Genomic DNA, 15027 nt, shown 5'->3' on the forward strand with positions numbered 1-15027 from the left:
ACCCCAGCCGGGGCGCGACCAGGAACCGAGGAGCATCCCCGTGAAGTACATGTTGCTGATCTGGAACCGGCCCGGCTTCACCGAGAGCCTGACCGAAGAGGACCGCACCGCCCTGTTCGGCGAGGTCGACGAGATCATGAAGGAGCTGACCGAGACCGGTGAGCTGATCGGCGGCCAGGCGCTGGCCGACCCGTCGCAGACGCAGACGGTCCGGCTGGCCGGCGGTCACCCCGAGATCGTCGACGGGCCGTTCATGGAGAGCAAGGAGCAGTTCGCCGGCTACCTGGCCGTGGACTGCGACAGCCCGCAGCGGGCCGCTGAGATCGCCGCCCGCTGGCCGGACGTGCGCTTCGGCGGCGCGATGGAGGTCCGCCCGATCATGGACGAGGCCGGGACGGAGATGTGACCGACGACCGGACGGTCGAGGACCTGCTGCGCACACTCGCGCCGCAGGTCCTCGGCCTGCTGGTCCGCCGGCACGGCCAGTTCGACAGGTGCGAGGACGCGGTCCAGGAAGCGCTGCTGGCCGCCGCGACGCAGTGGCCCGGGCAGGGCGTACCGGACAACCCGCGCGCCTGGCTGCTCACCGTGGCGACCCGCCGGCTCACCGACGAGTGGCGCAGCGAGAGCGCCCGCCGGCAGCGCGAGGTCGCGGTGGCGCTGCGCGAGCCGGCGTACGCCCAGGTGGCGGCCCCGGCCGACGCCGAGCCGGCGGTGCCGGACGCGGACGACACCCTGACCCTGCTGTTCCTCTGCTGTCATCCGGCGCTGAACGGGTCGGCGCAGGTGGCGCTGACGCTGCGCGCGGTGGGCGGCCTCAGCACGGCCCAGATCGCGCGGGCGCACCTGGTGCCGGAGGCGACCATGAGCCAGCGCATCCGGCGAGCCAAGCAGCGGATCGAGGCGGCCGGCGCGCGGTTCGCCATGCCCGGACCGGCCGAGCGGGAGGAGCGGCTGCGGACGGTACGGCGGGTGCTCTACCTGATCTTCAACGAGGGGTACACGGCATCGAGCGGGCCGGACCTGCACCGGGCCGAGCTGACCGCCGAGGCGATCCGACTCGGCCGCATCCTGCACGGACTGCTGCCCGACGACGGCGAGGTCACCGGGCTGCTGGCGCTCATGCTGCTCACCGACGCGCACCGGGCGGCCCGGGTGGGCGCGGACGGGGAGCTGGTGCCGCTGACGGAACAGGACCGTTCCCGCTGGGACGCCGCCGCCATCGCGGAGGGGGTCGCACTGATCACCGAGGCGTTGACCTGGTCGCCGCCCGGCCCGTACCAGCTTCAGGCCGCCATCGCCGCCGTGCACGCGGAGGCGGCGACGGCGGCGGAGACGGACTGGCGGCAGATCGTCGCGCTCTACCGGCTGCTGGGCCGGATCGCCCCGAACCCGCTGGTCACGCTCAACCAGGCGGTCGCGGTGGCCATGGTGGACGGGCCCCGGGCGGGGCTCGCCCTGCTCACCCCGTTGGAGGCCGACGAGCGCACCGCCGGGCACCACCGGCTCGCGGCCGTGCGGGCGCACCTGCTGGAGCTGGCCGGCGAGCCGGCGGCGGCGCGGGACGCGTACCTGGCGGCGGCGCGCGGCACCACGAGCCTGCCCGAGCAGCGGTACCTGGAGCTGCGCGCCGCCCGAGTGGCGGCGCGGCGGTGACCGCCGCGCCGCCCGCACCTCAGACGTCGACCGCCGGGCAGCTCGCCTGACGCGCCGGCACGACCTGATCGATCAGGTACGAGTCGACAACTCGTCCTACACAAGGGCTACTGCTGTAGCTGCCGTGTCCCCAGCCCTGGTAGGTGAGCAGCACCCCGTGTCGGCCCAACTGCCGGGCCACCGCGCGGGCCCAGGCGTAGCCGCTCGCCGGGTCGTGCACGGTGGCGGCGATCAGCACCGGCACGTCGGTGCGTACCCGCAGCCGGTGCTGCGGGTTGGCGACCGGCGTCGGGGTGCCCAGGCAGGTGACCAGGGCGAACAGCGCCGGCGGGTAGCGCAGGTCCGGCGCGAGCCGGGCGCTGCGGCGCAGATGCGCGTCGTACTCGCGGTAGTCGCGGACCGGCAGGCTCCAGTCCTGGCAGAAGACCGCGAAGGGGTACGGAACCACGGCGTCGTCCGTGAGCGTGGTGACGCCCGGTGTCGGGGCACCCGCCAGCTTGTCGATCCACTGCGCGAGCCCCGGCCACCGGTCGGTCTCGTAGAGCCGCTTGTGGGCGAGGCGGCTCAACTCGAAGGGGGCGAGTGGGGCACCGGACCGCTCCGGGTCGGTCAGCGTTCCGCGCTCGGCCCGGGCGTGCAGCCCGGCCCAGATGGCCCGCACGTCCCGACCGCGCAGGACGCAGTCGGCGGACCGGGCACACCAGTCGAGGAACTCGTCGAACGCGTCCTCGGCGGCGACGGCCTGGGTGTCGAGGAAGGCGCGGGTGTCGAGGCTGTGGTCCATCGCGGCCTCCAGCACCATGGCCCGCACCCGATCGGGGAACAATTCGGCATACCGCTCGCCCAGCAGGGTGCCGTACGAGCTGCCGTGGAAGGTGAGCTGCCGTTCGCCGAGCGCGTTACGGACCGCGTCCAGATCACGGGCGGCGCTTGTCGTGTCCACGTGGTCGTAGAGCGCGCCCGTACGGGCCCGGCAGTCGGCGCGCAGCAACGCGTTGTTGGTCAGGGTGGCGTCGAACTGTGCCTGGTCGGCGATCACCTGGGGCTGCCGGCCGAGCAGCTCCCGGGAGCAGCGCACCGGGTGACTGCCGCCGGTGCCGCGCGGGTCGAAGCTGACGAGGTCGAATCGGCGGCGCAGGTCGGCGCTGAACCGGGAGCTGCCGTTCACCACCCGGTCGACACCGCTGTCGCCGGGCCCGCCCGGGCCGAACACCAGCGTGCCCTGTCGGGCGGTCGAATCGGTGGCGACCCGGCGGGCCAGGGCCAGCTCGAAGCGTTCGCCGCGTGGCTGGTTCCAGTCCACCGGGAGCGACAGGGTGCCGCACTCGGCCGGGGCCTCCGGCTCCTCGTCGGGGGCGTCCTCGGCGCAGGGGTGCCAGTCGATGACGGGTCGGGCGACGGCCGGGCTCGCCGGTGTCAGACCGGCGGCTGTGAGGGCCAGGGCCACCGCCCAGCCGACTCCGGATTTGCGTACGCGCAGCATGGAGTGCTGTCCTCTCCTCGAAGGAGCGTTGCTGGTGAAACTCGCCCAGCGGGCGAGGTGATGCTGCTTCCGCCCGGGCCGTCGAGTAGCCGCTCGACGGCCCGGGGCCTCGATACGCGCGTCAGTCGACCTCGCGCAGGACGCGTTCGAGAGCGTCCAGCCGGGTCTCCATCCCGCCCAGCCGGCCGTCCATCGCGGCGAGCAGTCGGGCGTTCTCCGCCTGCGCCTGCGCGGCGGTCTCGGCGATCTTGCGGTAGTCGTCCGCGCGGTTCGCCTCGTACCGGGCCCGCCGGGTCTTGGCGAGCTGTACGACGGTCACGGTGAACACGCTGATCAACAGGGCGAACACACCGAACGCGCCGACCACCTCGGTCCAGTCGTGCTCGCTCATGACCGCGCCTCCGGCTGCTCGCCCGAGTCGGGCATGGTGAGCGTCTCGATCGCCGTAGCGATGACCTGGGGGGTGAGTGTGAGCACGAACGGCTCCACCTCGTAGTAGTTCATGGCCTTCCCGTCCTCCGACAACTCCATGCGGGCGGTGACCAGTCCGGCCGCCGCCAGCTTCCGTAGGTGGACCTGCAACAGCGCGCGGCTGATGCCCAGTTGCCGGGCCAGCCCACTGACGTACGCGCGCTCGCGGGCCAACGCGGCGACGACCCGTAGCCGGTGCGGGTTGGCCAGCGTGGCCAGCACCCGGACCAGGTCGTCGCCGGTCGGCGGCGAAGCCGCACTCATAACCAGCCCTTGCACATGCCAATAGAAGTTAGCAGGTGCGGCGACACTGCGGCGCGGCACGAAGACGGAATCAGGGGGATCTCAGGGTTCAGCGCCCCGGACACGACAGCACGCCGGGCCGGTGATGATCACCGGCCCGGCGTGCGGAGTACGTCGTACGTCAGCTCTTGAAGGCGTCCTTGATCTTCTCGCCGGCCTGCTTGAGCTTGGCCGTCGACTGGTCGGCACGACCCTCGGCCTCGAGCTGCTCGTTGTCGGTGGCCCGACCGGCGCCTTCCTTCAGCTTGCCGGCCGCGTCCTCGGTGGCGTTATTGACCTTGTCGTCGAATCCCATTGCCAACCTCCATCGCAAGCGTCGCTACGAAATGAGAGGTACCCCCGTCGTCACCGGTCCAACCATCGCGGTCGTCACAGTTCGCCAGCGGCCGAACGGAAGCGGCGCAACCGCAGACTGTTGGCCACCACGAAGACCGACGAGAACGCCATGGTGGCGCCGGCGATCATCGGGTTGAGCAGCCCGGCGGCGGCCAGCGGTAGGGCCGCCACGTTGTAGCCGAACGCCCAGAACAGGTTGCCCCGGATGATGCCGAGCGTGCGCCGGGACAGCCGGATGGCGTCCACCGCGGCGTCCAGGTCGCCCCGGACGAGGGTCAGGTCGGACGCCTCGATCGCCACGTCGGTGCCGGTGCCCATGGCGAGCCCCAGGTCGGCCTGGGCCAGCGCCGGCGCGTCGTTGACGCCGTCACCGACCATCGCCACCGAGCGCCCCTGCGCCTGGAGCCGCTTGACCACGTCGACCTTGCCGGCCGGCAGCACCTCGGCGATCACCTCGTCCACGCCCACCTCGGCGGCGACGGCCCGGGCCACGGTGGTGTTGTCGCCGGTCAACAGGACCGGTGTGAGCCCCAGGGCGCGCAGCCGCGCCACGGCCGCCCGGCTCGTCGGCCGGACCACGTCGGCGACCGCGAGCACGCCCCGGGCCCGCCCGTCCCATCCTGCGACGATCGCCGTACGCCCGGCGGCCTCGGCGTCCCGCACGGCCCACTCGACCTCCGGCGGTACGTCGACACCGCGTTCGCGCAGCAGCCGGACCCGGCCGAGCAGCACGACCCGCTCCCCGACCGTGCCGGTCACGCCCAGCCCTTCGAGGTTGGCGAAGCCGGTCACCGGGGGCAGTTCGCCCGCTTCGGCGGCGGCCACCGCGACGGCCCGGGCGATCGGATGCTCGGAGGCGGCCTCCACCGCACCGGCGAGCCGGAGCAGCTCCGCGCGGTCCTCGCCACTGGCCGGCACCACGCCCACCAGGGTCATCCGACCGGTCGTCACGGTGCCGGTCTTGTCCAGCACGACGGTGTCGATCCGGCGGGTCGACTCCAGCACCTCCGGTCCCTTGATCAACACACCGAGCTGGGCCCCGCGACCGGTGCCGACCAGCAGCGCGGTCGGCGTGGCCAGACCCAGGGCGCACGGGCAGGCGATGATCAGCACGGCCACGGCGGCGGTGAACGCGGCGGTCGGACCGGCCCCGGTGCCGAGCCACCAGCCGAGGGTGCCCACGGCCAGGGCGATGACGATCGGCACGAACACCCCGGAGATCCGGTCGGCCAGCCGCTGCACCGCCGCCTTGCCGCTCTGCGCCTGCTCGACCAGGTCGGCCATCCGGGCGAGCTGCGTGTCCGCGCCGACCCGGGTGGCGGTGACGATCAGCCGGCCGTCCGCGTTGATCGTCGCGCCGACCACGGCGTCGCCCGGGCCGACCTCGACCGGCACCGACTCTCCGGTCAGCATGCTCGCGTCCACGGCGGACGTACCCTCGTCGACGACACCGTCAGTGGCGATCTTTTCGCCGGGGCGGACCACGAACCGGTCACCGACGGCGAGCCGGTCCACCGGGACCAGGGTCTCGACCCCGTCCCGCAGCACCGCCACCTCCTTCGCGCCGAGGTCGAGAAGGGCGCGCAGGGCCGCGCCGGCGGTCCGCTTGGACCGGGCCTCGAAGTAACGACCGGCCAGGATGAACACGGTGACCCCGGCGGCGGCCTCCAGGTAGATGTTGCCGGCGCCGTCGCCGCGGGTGATGGCGAAACGGAACGGGTGCGTCATCCCGGGCATGCCGGCGTCACCGAGGAAGAGCGCCCAGAGCGACCACCCGAACGCGGCGAGCGTGCCGAGCGAGACCAGCGTGTCCATGGTGGCCGCGCCGTGCCGCAGGTTGGTCCAGGCCGCGCGGTGGAACGGCAGCCCACCCCAGACGACCACCGGTGCGGCCAGCGTCAGCGAGAGCCACTGCCAGTAGTCAAACTGCCAGGGCGGCACCATGGCCAGCAGGACCACCGGCACGCTCAGGACCGCCGAGACCCACAGCCGGGTACGCGGACCGCGCAGCGGGTCCTGCGCCGGCGGCTCGGCGGTCGGCGGCGTCGGCAGGGCCGCCGTGTAGCCGGTCTTCTGGACGGTCTCGATCAGGTCGTCCGGGGTGACGTCGTCGGCGTACCGGACGGTCGCCTTCTCGGTGGCGTAGTTGACGGTGGCGCTCACCCCGTCCATCCGGTTGAGCTTCTTCTCGACCCGCGCGGCGCACGCGGCGCAGGTCATCCCCCCGATCGCCAGTTCGATCCGGTTCGGCGCCTCGGGCAGCGGTCTGCTGCTGGTGGTGGTCATCGTCCAGTCCCGTCAGTCGTGCCCGTGCCCGGCGGTGCCGTGGTCGGCCCCGCCGGTCGGTGTCGGCTCGCCCGTCGCGGCCGGGGCAGCGCCCGCCACGATGGTGAACTCGGCGGTGTGGACCCGCCCACCGTGCTGAAAGTCGAGGTAGAGCCGGTAGGCGCCGGCCGAGGGCACCTCGGCGTGGAAGGTGACGGCGGGGCCGGGCGGGGTGTGTCCGTCGCCGGGCGTCCCGTCCGGGTGCACGTGCAGGTACGCCAGATCGCCCCGACGCAGCGCCACCAGGTGCCCGTACGCACCCAGGTAGGGCTCCAGGTCGGTGACCGGTTGCCCGGCACGGCTCACCGTCAGGGTGAGCGCCGAGGTCCGGCCCGGCTGCGGCGTGCCGGCCAGGGTGACGGTGTAACCGTCGACCGTGGTGCTGGCCGCCGGGGCGGGCAGCGTCCGCTCGGTCAGCTCGCCGGGGACGGTCACGTCCACGCCGAGGGTCAACGGCTCGCCCCCGGTCGGGGTGAAGTCGGCGAACGCCCGCCACTGCCCGGCGCCGGCCAGCGGGGTGGCGACCCGCCAGGTGCCGTCCGGGGCGAGATCGGGGTGGACGTGCCGGAAGCCGGACAGGTCCCGGCGGGCGACGATCAGGTGCATCCGTTTGTCGTGCGCCACGTCGTACCTGGTGACCGGCCGACCGTCCGGCCCGTCGATCCGGAAGGCGAACTGGCCGGCGGGCGCGCTGAGGTGTTGGAGCGTGTAGCCCCGGTCGGAGACGAGCAACCCGCCGGGAACGAGGTCGGCCACCTCGCCGCTCGCGGTGGGGCCCGAGGTGTGGGCGACGTCCGGCCGACTCTGCGCGACCGGGTCGGCCGGGTCGACCACCCGACCGACCCCGTACGCCGCGCCGAAGACCGCCGCGAGACCGAGGGCGAACGCGCCCAGCCTGGTCAGGGTGGTCATCGCGGACCTCCGCTCACGCCTCGACGAGGTCGTAGCCGGCCTCGTCGACAGCGGCCCGGACGGCCTCGTTGTCCACGGGCTGCTCGCTGCTGACGGTGACCTGGCCGGTGGCGAGGTCGACCCGCACGTCGCGTACGCCCTCGATCGCGCCCACCTCGGCGCTGACCGCACTGACGCAGTGCCCGCAGGTCATGCCCTGCACCTGGTACGTCGTGTCGACCATCGGACGTCTCCTCTCGTAGTACCGGTACCCGGTGGGGGTATGACGGCAGGAACGGACATTACCATACCCCCCAGGGGTACGCTATCCTCGTCGCCATGACCGCACCCACACCGATCCGCGGGTACACCGCCAGCAAGGACCAATTGCTCGCGCGCCTACGCCGGGTGGAGGGGCAGGTCCGGGGCATCGAGAAGATGGTCGACGAGGACCGCTACTGCATCGACGTGCTCACCCAGATCTCCGCGATCCAGGCCGCGCTCGACAAGGTGGCCCTCGGCCTGCTCGACGGGCACGCCCGGCACTGCATGCACGAGGGGGCAGCCGAGGGCCGGGCCGACGAGATGGCCACCGAGATGATGGCCGCCGTCGGCCGACTCATGAAGCGCGGCTGAACGTCACGTCCGCTCCGGGTCGAGCCGGACCCGGCGCAGCAACTGCGCGTTGAGCGCCACCACGATGGTGGACGCGGACATCAGCACGGCCGCCACCGCCGGGCTCAGCGCCACCCCGGCACCGGCGAGCACCCCCGCCGCCAGTGGCAGCGCCACCACGTTGTAGCTCGCGGCCCAGGCCAGGTTCTGCCGCATCTTGCGGTACGACGCCCGGGAGAGCCGGATCACGGCCCCGACGCCGCGCGGGTCGGACGACGCCAGCACGACCCCGGCGGACTCGATCGCGACGTCGGTGCCCGCCCCGATCGCGATGCCCACGTCAGCGCGGGCCAGCGCCGGCGCGTCGTTCACCCCGTCACCGACCATCGCCACGGTCAGCCCGCGCCGCTGGAGTTCCGCCACCCGGCTGTCCTTGTCGGCCGGCAGCACCTCGGCGAAGACCTCGTCCACCCCGGCCCGGAAGCCGAGATCGGCGGCGACCGACTCGGCCACCGACCGCGCGTCCCCGGTGATCATGGCGATGGTGCGGACGCCATCCGCCCGCAGCTCGGCGATGGCCTTTCGGGCCTCCGGCCGCACCGCGTCGGTGAGCGCGAACGCCCCGAGCACCGTGTCCGGCAACCGCAGGAGATACAGCACCACGGCACCGCGTGACGACCAGCGGCCGGTCGCCTGCCGTACCTCGTCCGGCAGTGGTCCACCCCGCTCGCGCAGCAGGGTCGGCCCGCCCACGGCGTACTCCGTACCGTCGACGGTGGCCCGCACCCCGCGGCCCGGAAGCGAGCGGAAGCCGTCCGCACGGGCCGGCCCACCCGTCCCGGCCGCCGCCACGATCGCCCGGGCCAGCGGATGTTCGCTGTCGGACTCGACGCCGGCGGCGATCCGCAACGCCTCGTCGCGGTCCACGCCGGGGGCCGTCACCAGGTCGGTGACCTCGTGCTCGCCCCGGGTCAGCGTGCCGGTCTTGTCGAACAGCACCGCGTCGACGGTCCGCATGCGCTCCAACGCGAGCCGGTCCTTGACCAGGATCCCGCTTCGCGCCGCCAGCGCCGTGGAGAGCGCGACGACGAGCGGGATGGCCAGGCCGAGCGCGTGCGGGCAGGCGATCACCAGCACGGTGACGGTACGCACCACCGCCTCATCGGGCTTACCCAGCGCGGTCCAGACCACCAGGGTGAGCACGGCGGTACCGGTGGCCACGTAGAACAGCGCGGCGGCGAACCGGTCGGCGAGCAGTTGAGCCTGCCCGCCCGAGCGCTGCGCCTGCGCGACCATGCGCTGGATGCCCGCGAGCGCCGTCTCGTCGCCCAGCGCCTCGACACGGACCCGGATCGCCGAATCGGTGGCGACCGTGCCGGCCACCACCCGATCGCCCGCCGACCGGGCGACCGGGCGCGACTCACCCGTGATCATCGATTCGTCCAACTCCGCGTCGCCGTCGACGACCCGGCCGTCGGCCGGCACCCGACCCCCGGGCCGGACCAGCACCACGTCGTCGACCCGCAGCCCGTCGACCGGCACGCGCTCGACCCGCCCGTCCGCCGCCACCCGCTCGGCCTCGTCGGGCAGCAGCGCCGCCAGTGCCGCGAGCGCCCCACGGGCCTGCCCGATGGCCTTCATCTCCTGCCAGTGCCCGAGCAGCATGATGGTGACCAGCGCGGCCAGCTCCCACCAGAAGTCCAGGTCGAAGGCACCCAGGCTGGTCGCCAGCGACGCGGTGTACGCCACGGTGATCGCCATCGCGACCAGCAGCATCATGCCCGGCGCGCGGTCCCGGATCTCCCGTACCGCGCCGACCAGGAACGGCCAGCCACCCCAGAGGAACACCACCGAACCGAGCACCGGCCCCACCCAGGAGCGCCCTGGCACGTCCAGCCGGAGCCCGAGCCGGTCCACCACCAGGTCACTGGTCAGCACCACCGGCACGGTGAGCACCAGACAGACCCAGAACCGGCGACGGAACATGGCCGGGTCGTGCCCGGCGTGCTTGTCGTGCCCGGCGCGCTTGTCGTGCTGTCGGTGCTCGGCGGGTGGCTCAGGCATGACCCCACCATCCCGCCCCGGCCGGGGCGGTGTCGGCGGTTCGACTCCCCCGACACGTCCGCACATCCTGCGTCACCCCGGGGCGCTGGTTAGCATCGTCCGGCGATGACCCACCGGATCCCGCCGCCGAGACGGGCGACGGCGCTGCAACAGCGCGGCCCCGTACGGCGCCGACCGGGTCACTTCATCACTCTCCGTGATTGCCAGGTCGTCAGGCGGCGAACCGACGCGCTCGCGCCCACGTTCGTCCGGCGGAACTGAACCGCACAGGCCGCCGGCACGTACCCCGCACCGGATCGTTGGGAGTCTCTCGCATTGGGTTCCGACCACAGCCATTCCGCTCGTCCCGCCCCGCCCCGCCCCGGGTACGACGGATCCTCGTCGCGACGGTGGTACCGCTCTTCGTGGCCACCGTCGTCGCCGCCGTGGTGCTGTGGCCACGGGACGGCGCACCGAAGAGCGGCGGTGGCGCGGATCTTCCGCGCCACCACGGCACGGTGACCCGGATGGTGACCGAACCGCGTCGGCCGGGCCCACATCGCCTCCACCGTCAACACCATCGTCCTGGCGTACGCGGGCGCGTCGCTGCCGCTGCTGCTTCTGCTCACCGCCGACTCGCGCCCCATCGGGCAGATTCTGACCAGCGAGCTCCTCGCACAGGAGATCGTCCGCAGCGCGGTCGCCACGCTCGGCCTGATCGCCGCCGTACCCCTCACCACCGGGCTGGCCGCAGTGGTGACCGCAGCCGGGTCGACAGCCACGCCCGGTGCGGACGCCGTGCCACCGCGCCCCCGCGCGGACCGCGCGGAGGCGCTCGCCGCTCTCAGTTCCCCGCCGGCGGATCGGGCCGACCGGCCCGATCCACAGCGGAACACACCCCCATCCACCGCCACCACCGGGTGGCCAGAGCCGAACAGGAGCACGGATACGGCATGGTGACACTCCTCAGCGTGACCGGATCGGGCACCCGCCCTGAGAACCGCGTCACTGGTCACTCAACGCCATGGCGAAATGACGCTTTTAGTCGGCATCAGGACGTAGCTGAGGCGGTGGACTCTCGGGTAACCTCGCTGCCGGTCACCGACGAAGGCGCGCAGCGGCGCCTGCGGTGCCACCGCCCAATCGCCAACCGGCGAGCCGGGGACCCAGGTACCTGGGGTGAATCCGCGACAGCGGTAGGGGCCACTTCCGCCCCGAACCCGTCAGCTAACCCGGTCGGCGGTCGACGGAAGGGAAGATTGTGACGGCACCCCTACGCCGCTGGTTGACGCCCGTGGTGGCCGTGTTCGCTGCGCTGACCGTGCTCGCCGGCCCTCTCCCGGCCCACGCCGCCCCGACGACCCCCACACCGTCCGGGCACGAGGAGGACGGCGACGAGCCCAAGCTGCTCACCGACGTCATCGAGCAGACCAACCGGGACTACGTGGCGGCCAAGTCCAAACTGGACAGGTCCAAGAAGCGGCAGCTCGAACTGGCGGCCGAGGTCGAGCGGGCGAAGGCCGACCTGGCCGCGCTGGCCCCGCAGGTCGCGCAGATCGCCGCCCAGTCGTACCGGACCGGACGGGTCGGCGCGATCGCGATGCTGCTGGAGGCCGACGCACCGGACTCGTTCGTCCAGCGGGCCGCGGCGCTCGACGAGATGAACATGGTCAACGAGAAGAAGCTCGCCGAGGTCAACACGGTGAAGTCCCGCGCCGAGGAGGCCAAGCTGGCCCTCGACGCCGAGGTACGGGAGCAGCAGAAGCAGACCGCGCTGATGGCGAAGGACAAGCGCGACGCGGACAAGGCGCTCGCGCTGGTCGGCGGCGAGGGCTTCACCGGCGGCCTGGTGGACGCCACCTCCCCGGTCGCCCGGATCGGCCCGGGTCGCACCGCCGACGGCGACTGGAAGGCGCAGTCGTGCAGCGAGAAGGACCCGACCACCTCCGGCTGCGTCACGCCGCGCACGCTGCACGCGTACAAGGAGGTCAAGCGGGCCGGGTTCAACCGGTTCGTGGGCTGCCACCGCAACGGTGGACCGTACGAGCACCCGAAGGGTCGCGCCTGTGACTGGTCGTTGCAGAAGAGCGGCTTCAGCCCGTGGCACAACAACGACACCCGGATGTACGGCAACAACGTGGCCGCGTTCCTCATCCGCAACGCCGACCGGCTCGGCATCTACTACGTGATCTGGAACCGGCAGATCTGGTTCCCGGCGACCGGCTGGAAGTCGTACAGCGGGCCGTCGAACCACACTGACCACGTACACATGTCGCTGCTCTGATCCGACGCTCAGCAGTGCGAGGGCCGTCCCGCCGTCCGGCGGGGCGGCCCTCGGCGCGTCAGGCGGCGGTTGTCGCGGCCGGGTCGTCCGAGGGCTCGTCGCCCGTCGGGGCTCCGTCCGGTACGGGGGTCACGGGTCGCACCGCCCCGGCGGCGAGCCGGTACGACATCCCGACCACCGCGCACCGCCCCCGCGCCACCTCGTCGGCCAGCACGGGCGACTGCCCGAGCAGCGTCTCGACGGTCTGCGCGATGTGGATGTCGACGATGCCGTCGATGTCGTGCACGCCCTCGGCCGTGGCTCGTCGCAGGCTGGGCAGCACCGCGTCGACCACCGCTGGGAGATGTCCCGGTGGCGCGATGCCGGTGGCCGCCGATTCGCGCGCCGCCTGCACGGCGCCGCAGGAGTCGTGGCCGAGCACCACCACCAGCGGAGCACCGAGGACGGCCACCGCGTACTCGACGCTGCCCAGCACCTCTGGCCCGGTGGTGTGCCCGGCGGTCCGGACGACGAAGAGGTCACCCAGCCCTCGATCGAAGATGATCTCGGCGGCCAGCCGCGAGTCGGAGCAGCCGACGATGACCGCGAAGGGGTGCTGCCCGTCCGCCACGGCGGCCCGGTGCCCGGCATCCTGGTTGGGGTGGCGCGGCTCTCCGGCGACGAAGCGACGGTTGCCGGAGACCAGCTCGGCGTACGCTCGGGCCGGCTCGGTGGCGACCGGCGCCTGCTCGACGGTCCGCTGCGTGCCCCGCTGCGCGCCGGGCGTACCGGAAGGGCTCATCCCCGCACCTCGTCTCCACGCGTTTGACCTGCTCAATGGTCTTTTGAACCGGGCCGGCGGCGGGCGCTGGCTCGCGCTCAACGGTCACACGCACGCCAAGATGCGTCAAGATATGCGTGATTTAGATTTCATACGTTGATCCCGGAAAGGCGGCCCCCACGATGGCGAGCACGACGGCCGGAGGCGGCCGGAACTGGACATTCCTCACCAACCACGGCCATGTGCTGCTCGCCATCGCCCGCGACCCCACCGCCCGGCTCCGTGACGTGGCGGCTGAGGTGGGCGTCACCGAGCGGGCCGCCCAGGCCATCGTCGCCGACCTGGAGGCCGAGGGTTACCTGCACCGCACCCGGGTTGGGCGGCGCAACGAGTACACCCTCAACCCCGCCGGCCGGTTCCGGCACCCCGCCGAGGCCGAAGTGCAGGTCGGTGACCTCCTCGCGCTGTTCACCCCCACCCCCGGCGACGACACTCCCTGACGACCGCCGTGCGCCCCGACGTCGGCCGGCGTCGGGGGGCAGCTGCGCGACGCGGCGCAGCGGTAATCTCTGCGGGTGCGCGAATGCCTGCCGCCGAGCGCGACCGAACCACCCCGCCGTACCGTCCGCGCTGTCCTCAGTGGAACGGTCGCGACCCTGCTCGGGATCACCCTGGTGGTGGCCCCATGCGTGCCGGCGGCAGCGGCGGCACCCGCCTGCGGCCCGCCCGGTGAGGACGGCATGGTGGAGATGCCGTGGGCGCTGCAACGGCTGGATCCGGTCTCGGCCTGGCCGATCTCGCGAGGCGCCGGGGTGACGGTGGCGGTCATCGACTCCGGGGTCTCGGCCATCCACCCCGCCCTGAAGAACCAGGTTCTCCCCGGGCGCGACTTCAACAACCTGACCGACTACCGAGGCCAGTGCGACCTGGCAGGCCACGGCACGATGGTCGCCGGCATCATCGCCGGCCAGGACGGCACCGGAGCGCCGTTCAGCGGTATCGCCCCGGCGGCCCGCATCCTGCCCATCCGGGTGCTGCCCAACGCCAAGGGCACCAACGACGAGGCGCTGCCCGGGCAGATCGCCGCGGCCATCGACTGGGCGGTCGACAACGGCGCCGACGTGATCAACCTGTCCCTGGTGACCCTGCCCGGGCCCGAACTGGCCCGGGCCGTCGAACGCGCCCTCGCCAAGCGGGTGATCCTGGTCGCCGCCGCCGGCAACCGGCAGGAGACACAGGAGGACAAGCCGGCGTACCCGGCCGCCTACCCGGGCGTCATCGCCGTCGCCGGTGTGGACGAGCAGGGCGGACACGTCGGCACCTCGGTCACTGGCAGCTACGTCGACGTCGCCGCGCCGGGCCTCAACATCGTCGGCCCCGCGCCCGGTGGGGCCGGCTACCGCGCCGAGCCGACGGGTGGCACCAGCTTCGCCGCCGCGTACGTCTCGGGCACGGCGGCGCTCGTCCGGGCCGCCTACCCGGACCTCACCCCGGAGCAGGTCGCCGACCGGCTGGAGCGTACGGCGGACAACCCGCCGCAGGGCCGCAACGCCGAGGTCGGGTACGGCGTGGTCAACCCGTACCGGGCGGTGTCGAGCCTGCTGGGCACCCGCACCAACCCGCCGGTCGGCGCGCTCGCCCCGCCCGCTTCCGCAGCCGATCCGCTGAGCTGGCAACGCACCGCGGCGATCTGGGCGGCCGTGGTCGGCGCGCTGCTCACCGTACTGCTGCTGGTCACTCGGCCGATCGTGGCGCGGGGCCGCCGACGCGGCTGGCGTGCCGGCCGCCGCACGGACGAGCCGGTCGCCGGCTGAGCCCGGTCACGGCGCTGATGCGGTCGACCACACCAGCGCCGTGCCG

The 15027-nt window shown here is 73.1% G+C and carries 15 protein-coding genes, 1 pseudogene and 1 riboswitch; of the genes and pseudogenes, 7 read left to right on the top strand and 9 right to left on the bottom strand.

The features are described from left to right. The first annotated feature begins 49 nt into the window (after positions 1-49). Together ACLQ25_RS06195 and ACLQ25_RS06200 are read left to right on the top strand one after the other, a co-directional pair. Entirely contained in the window at positions 50-406 is a 357-nt protein-coding gene (locus ACLQ25_RS06195) for a YciI family protein (protein WP_425729977.1), read from the top strand. Then, positions 403-1656 (top strand): RNA polymerase sigma factor, encoded by a 1254-nt coding sequence (locus ACLQ25_RS06200; RefSeq protein ID WP_425729935.1) that lies wholly within the window; start codon positions 403-405, stop codon positions 1654-1656. Before ACLQ25_RS06195 ends, ACLQ25_RS06200 begins: the two co-directional genes overlap by 4 nt. 19 nt (positions 1657-1675) lie before the next feature. Here the strand turns inward: ACLQ25_RS06200 and ACLQ25_RS06205 are convergent, their stop codons facing one another. From ACLQ25_RS06205 to ACLQ25_RS06235, 7 genes are all read right to left on the bottom strand, one after another. Continuing rightward, on the bottom strand, positions 1676-3139 hold the full coding sequence (locus ACLQ25_RS06205) for an alpha/beta hydrolase (RefSeq protein WP_425729936.1): 1464 nt from the start codon (positions 3137-3139) through the stop codon (positions 1676-1678). Between the two features lie 121 nt (positions 3140-3260). Further along, entirely contained in the window at positions 3261-3530 is a 270-nt protein-coding gene (locus tag ACLQ25_RS06210; RefSeq protein WP_425729937.1) for a hypothetical protein, read from the bottom strand. Then, complete coding sequence (locus ACLQ25_RS06215) at positions 3527-3874, bottom strand: ArsR/SmtB family transcription factor (protein WP_425729938.1); 348 nt, start codon at positions 3872-3874, stop codon at positions 3527-3529. The genes ACLQ25_RS06210 and ACLQ25_RS06215 overlap by 4 nt, the downstream gene beginning before the upstream one ends. Positions 3875-4034: 160 nt before the next feature. Next, on the bottom strand, positions 4035-4208 hold the full coding sequence (locus ACLQ25_RS06220; RefSeq protein ID WP_278150219.1) for a CsbD family protein: 174 nt from the start codon (positions 4206-4208) through the stop codon (positions 4035-4037). Positions 4209-4282: 74 nt separating this feature from the next. Further along, positions 4283-6535, bottom strand: coding sequence for a heavy metal translocating P-type ATPase (locus ACLQ25_RS06225; RefSeq protein ID WP_425729939.1), 2253 nt, complete (start codon positions 6533-6535; stop codon positions 4283-4285). Positions 6536-6547: 12 nt separating this feature from the next. Beyond that, a complete protein-coding gene (locus ACLQ25_RS06230; protein ID WP_425729940.1) occupies positions 6548-7486 on the bottom strand; it encodes a hypothetical protein in 939 nt (312 codons plus the stop codon). A 13-nt stretch (positions 7487-7499) separates the two neighbouring features. Then, positions 7500-7709 (bottom strand): heavy-metal-associated domain-containing protein, encoded by a 210-nt coding sequence (locus ACLQ25_RS06235; protein ID WP_425729941.1) that lies wholly within the window; start codon positions 7707-7709, stop codon positions 7500-7502. Between the two features lie 95 nt (positions 7710-7804). On the opposite strand from ACLQ25_RS06235, the gene ACLQ25_RS06240 reads away from it, so the two are divergent. Further along, positions 7805-8101: a metal-sensitive transcriptional regulator gene (locus ACLQ25_RS06240; protein ID WP_007454936.1), complete on the top strand. Its 297-nt coding sequence runs from the start codon at positions 7805-7807 to the stop codon at positions 8099-8101. Between the two features lie 3 nt (positions 8102-8104). On the opposite strand, the gene ACLQ25_RS06245 is transcribed toward ACLQ25_RS06240, so the two are convergent. Further along, on the bottom strand, positions 8105-10144 hold the full coding sequence (locus tag ACLQ25_RS06245) for a heavy metal translocating P-type ATPase (protein WP_425729942.1): 2040 nt from the start codon (positions 10142-10144) through the stop codon (positions 8105-8107). A 519-nt stretch (positions 10145-10663) separates the two neighbouring features. On the opposite strand from ACLQ25_RS06245, the pseudogene ACLQ25_RS06250 reads away from it, so the two are divergent. Next, positions 10664-11083, top strand: a pseudogene (locus ACLQ25_RS06250) (YibE/F family protein); the annotation flags it as partial. Positions 11084-11249: 166 nt separating this feature from the next. After that, positions 11250-11380, top strand: a riboswitch (cyclic di-AMP (ydaO/yuaA leader). Positions 11381-11384: 4 nt separating this feature from the next. Beyond that, positions 11385-12407 (top strand): coiled-coil domain-containing protein, encoded by a 1023-nt coding sequence (locus ACLQ25_RS06255; protein WP_425729943.1) that lies wholly within the window; start codon positions 11385-11387, stop codon positions 12405-12407. Positions 12408-12465: 58 nt separating this feature from the next. Here the strand turns inward: ACLQ25_RS06255 and ACLQ25_RS06260 are convergent, their stop codons facing one another. Then, positions 12466-13188, bottom strand: coding sequence for a carbonic anhydrase (locus tag ACLQ25_RS06260; protein ID WP_425729944.1), 723 nt, complete (start codon positions 13186-13188; stop codon positions 12466-12468). A gap of 161 nt (positions 13189-13349) precedes the next feature. Here ACLQ25_RS06260 and ACLQ25_RS06265 point away from each other — a divergent pair, with 161 nt between their 5' ends. Both ACLQ25_RS06265 and mycP read left to right on the top strand, forming a co-directional pair. Beyond that, positions 13350-13667 (top strand): helix-turn-helix transcriptional regulator, encoded by a 318-nt coding sequence (locus ACLQ25_RS06265; RefSeq protein ID WP_357124040.1) that lies wholly within the window; start codon positions 13350-13352, stop codon positions 13665-13667. A gap of 75 nt (positions 13668-13742) precedes the next feature. Beyond that, positions 13743-14981 (top strand): type VII secretion-associated serine protease mycosin, encoded by a 1239-nt coding sequence (gene mycP, locus ACLQ25_RS06270; protein WP_425729945.1) that lies wholly within the window; start codon positions 13743-13745, stop codon positions 14979-14981. Positions 14982-15027 lie beyond the last annotated feature (46 nt).

This window comes from Micromonospora sp. DT44 (assembly GCF_049841635.1).
In the GTDB taxonomy this organism is placed as follows: Bacteria; Actinomycetota; Actinomycetes; order Mycobacteriales; family Micromonosporaceae; genus Micromonospora.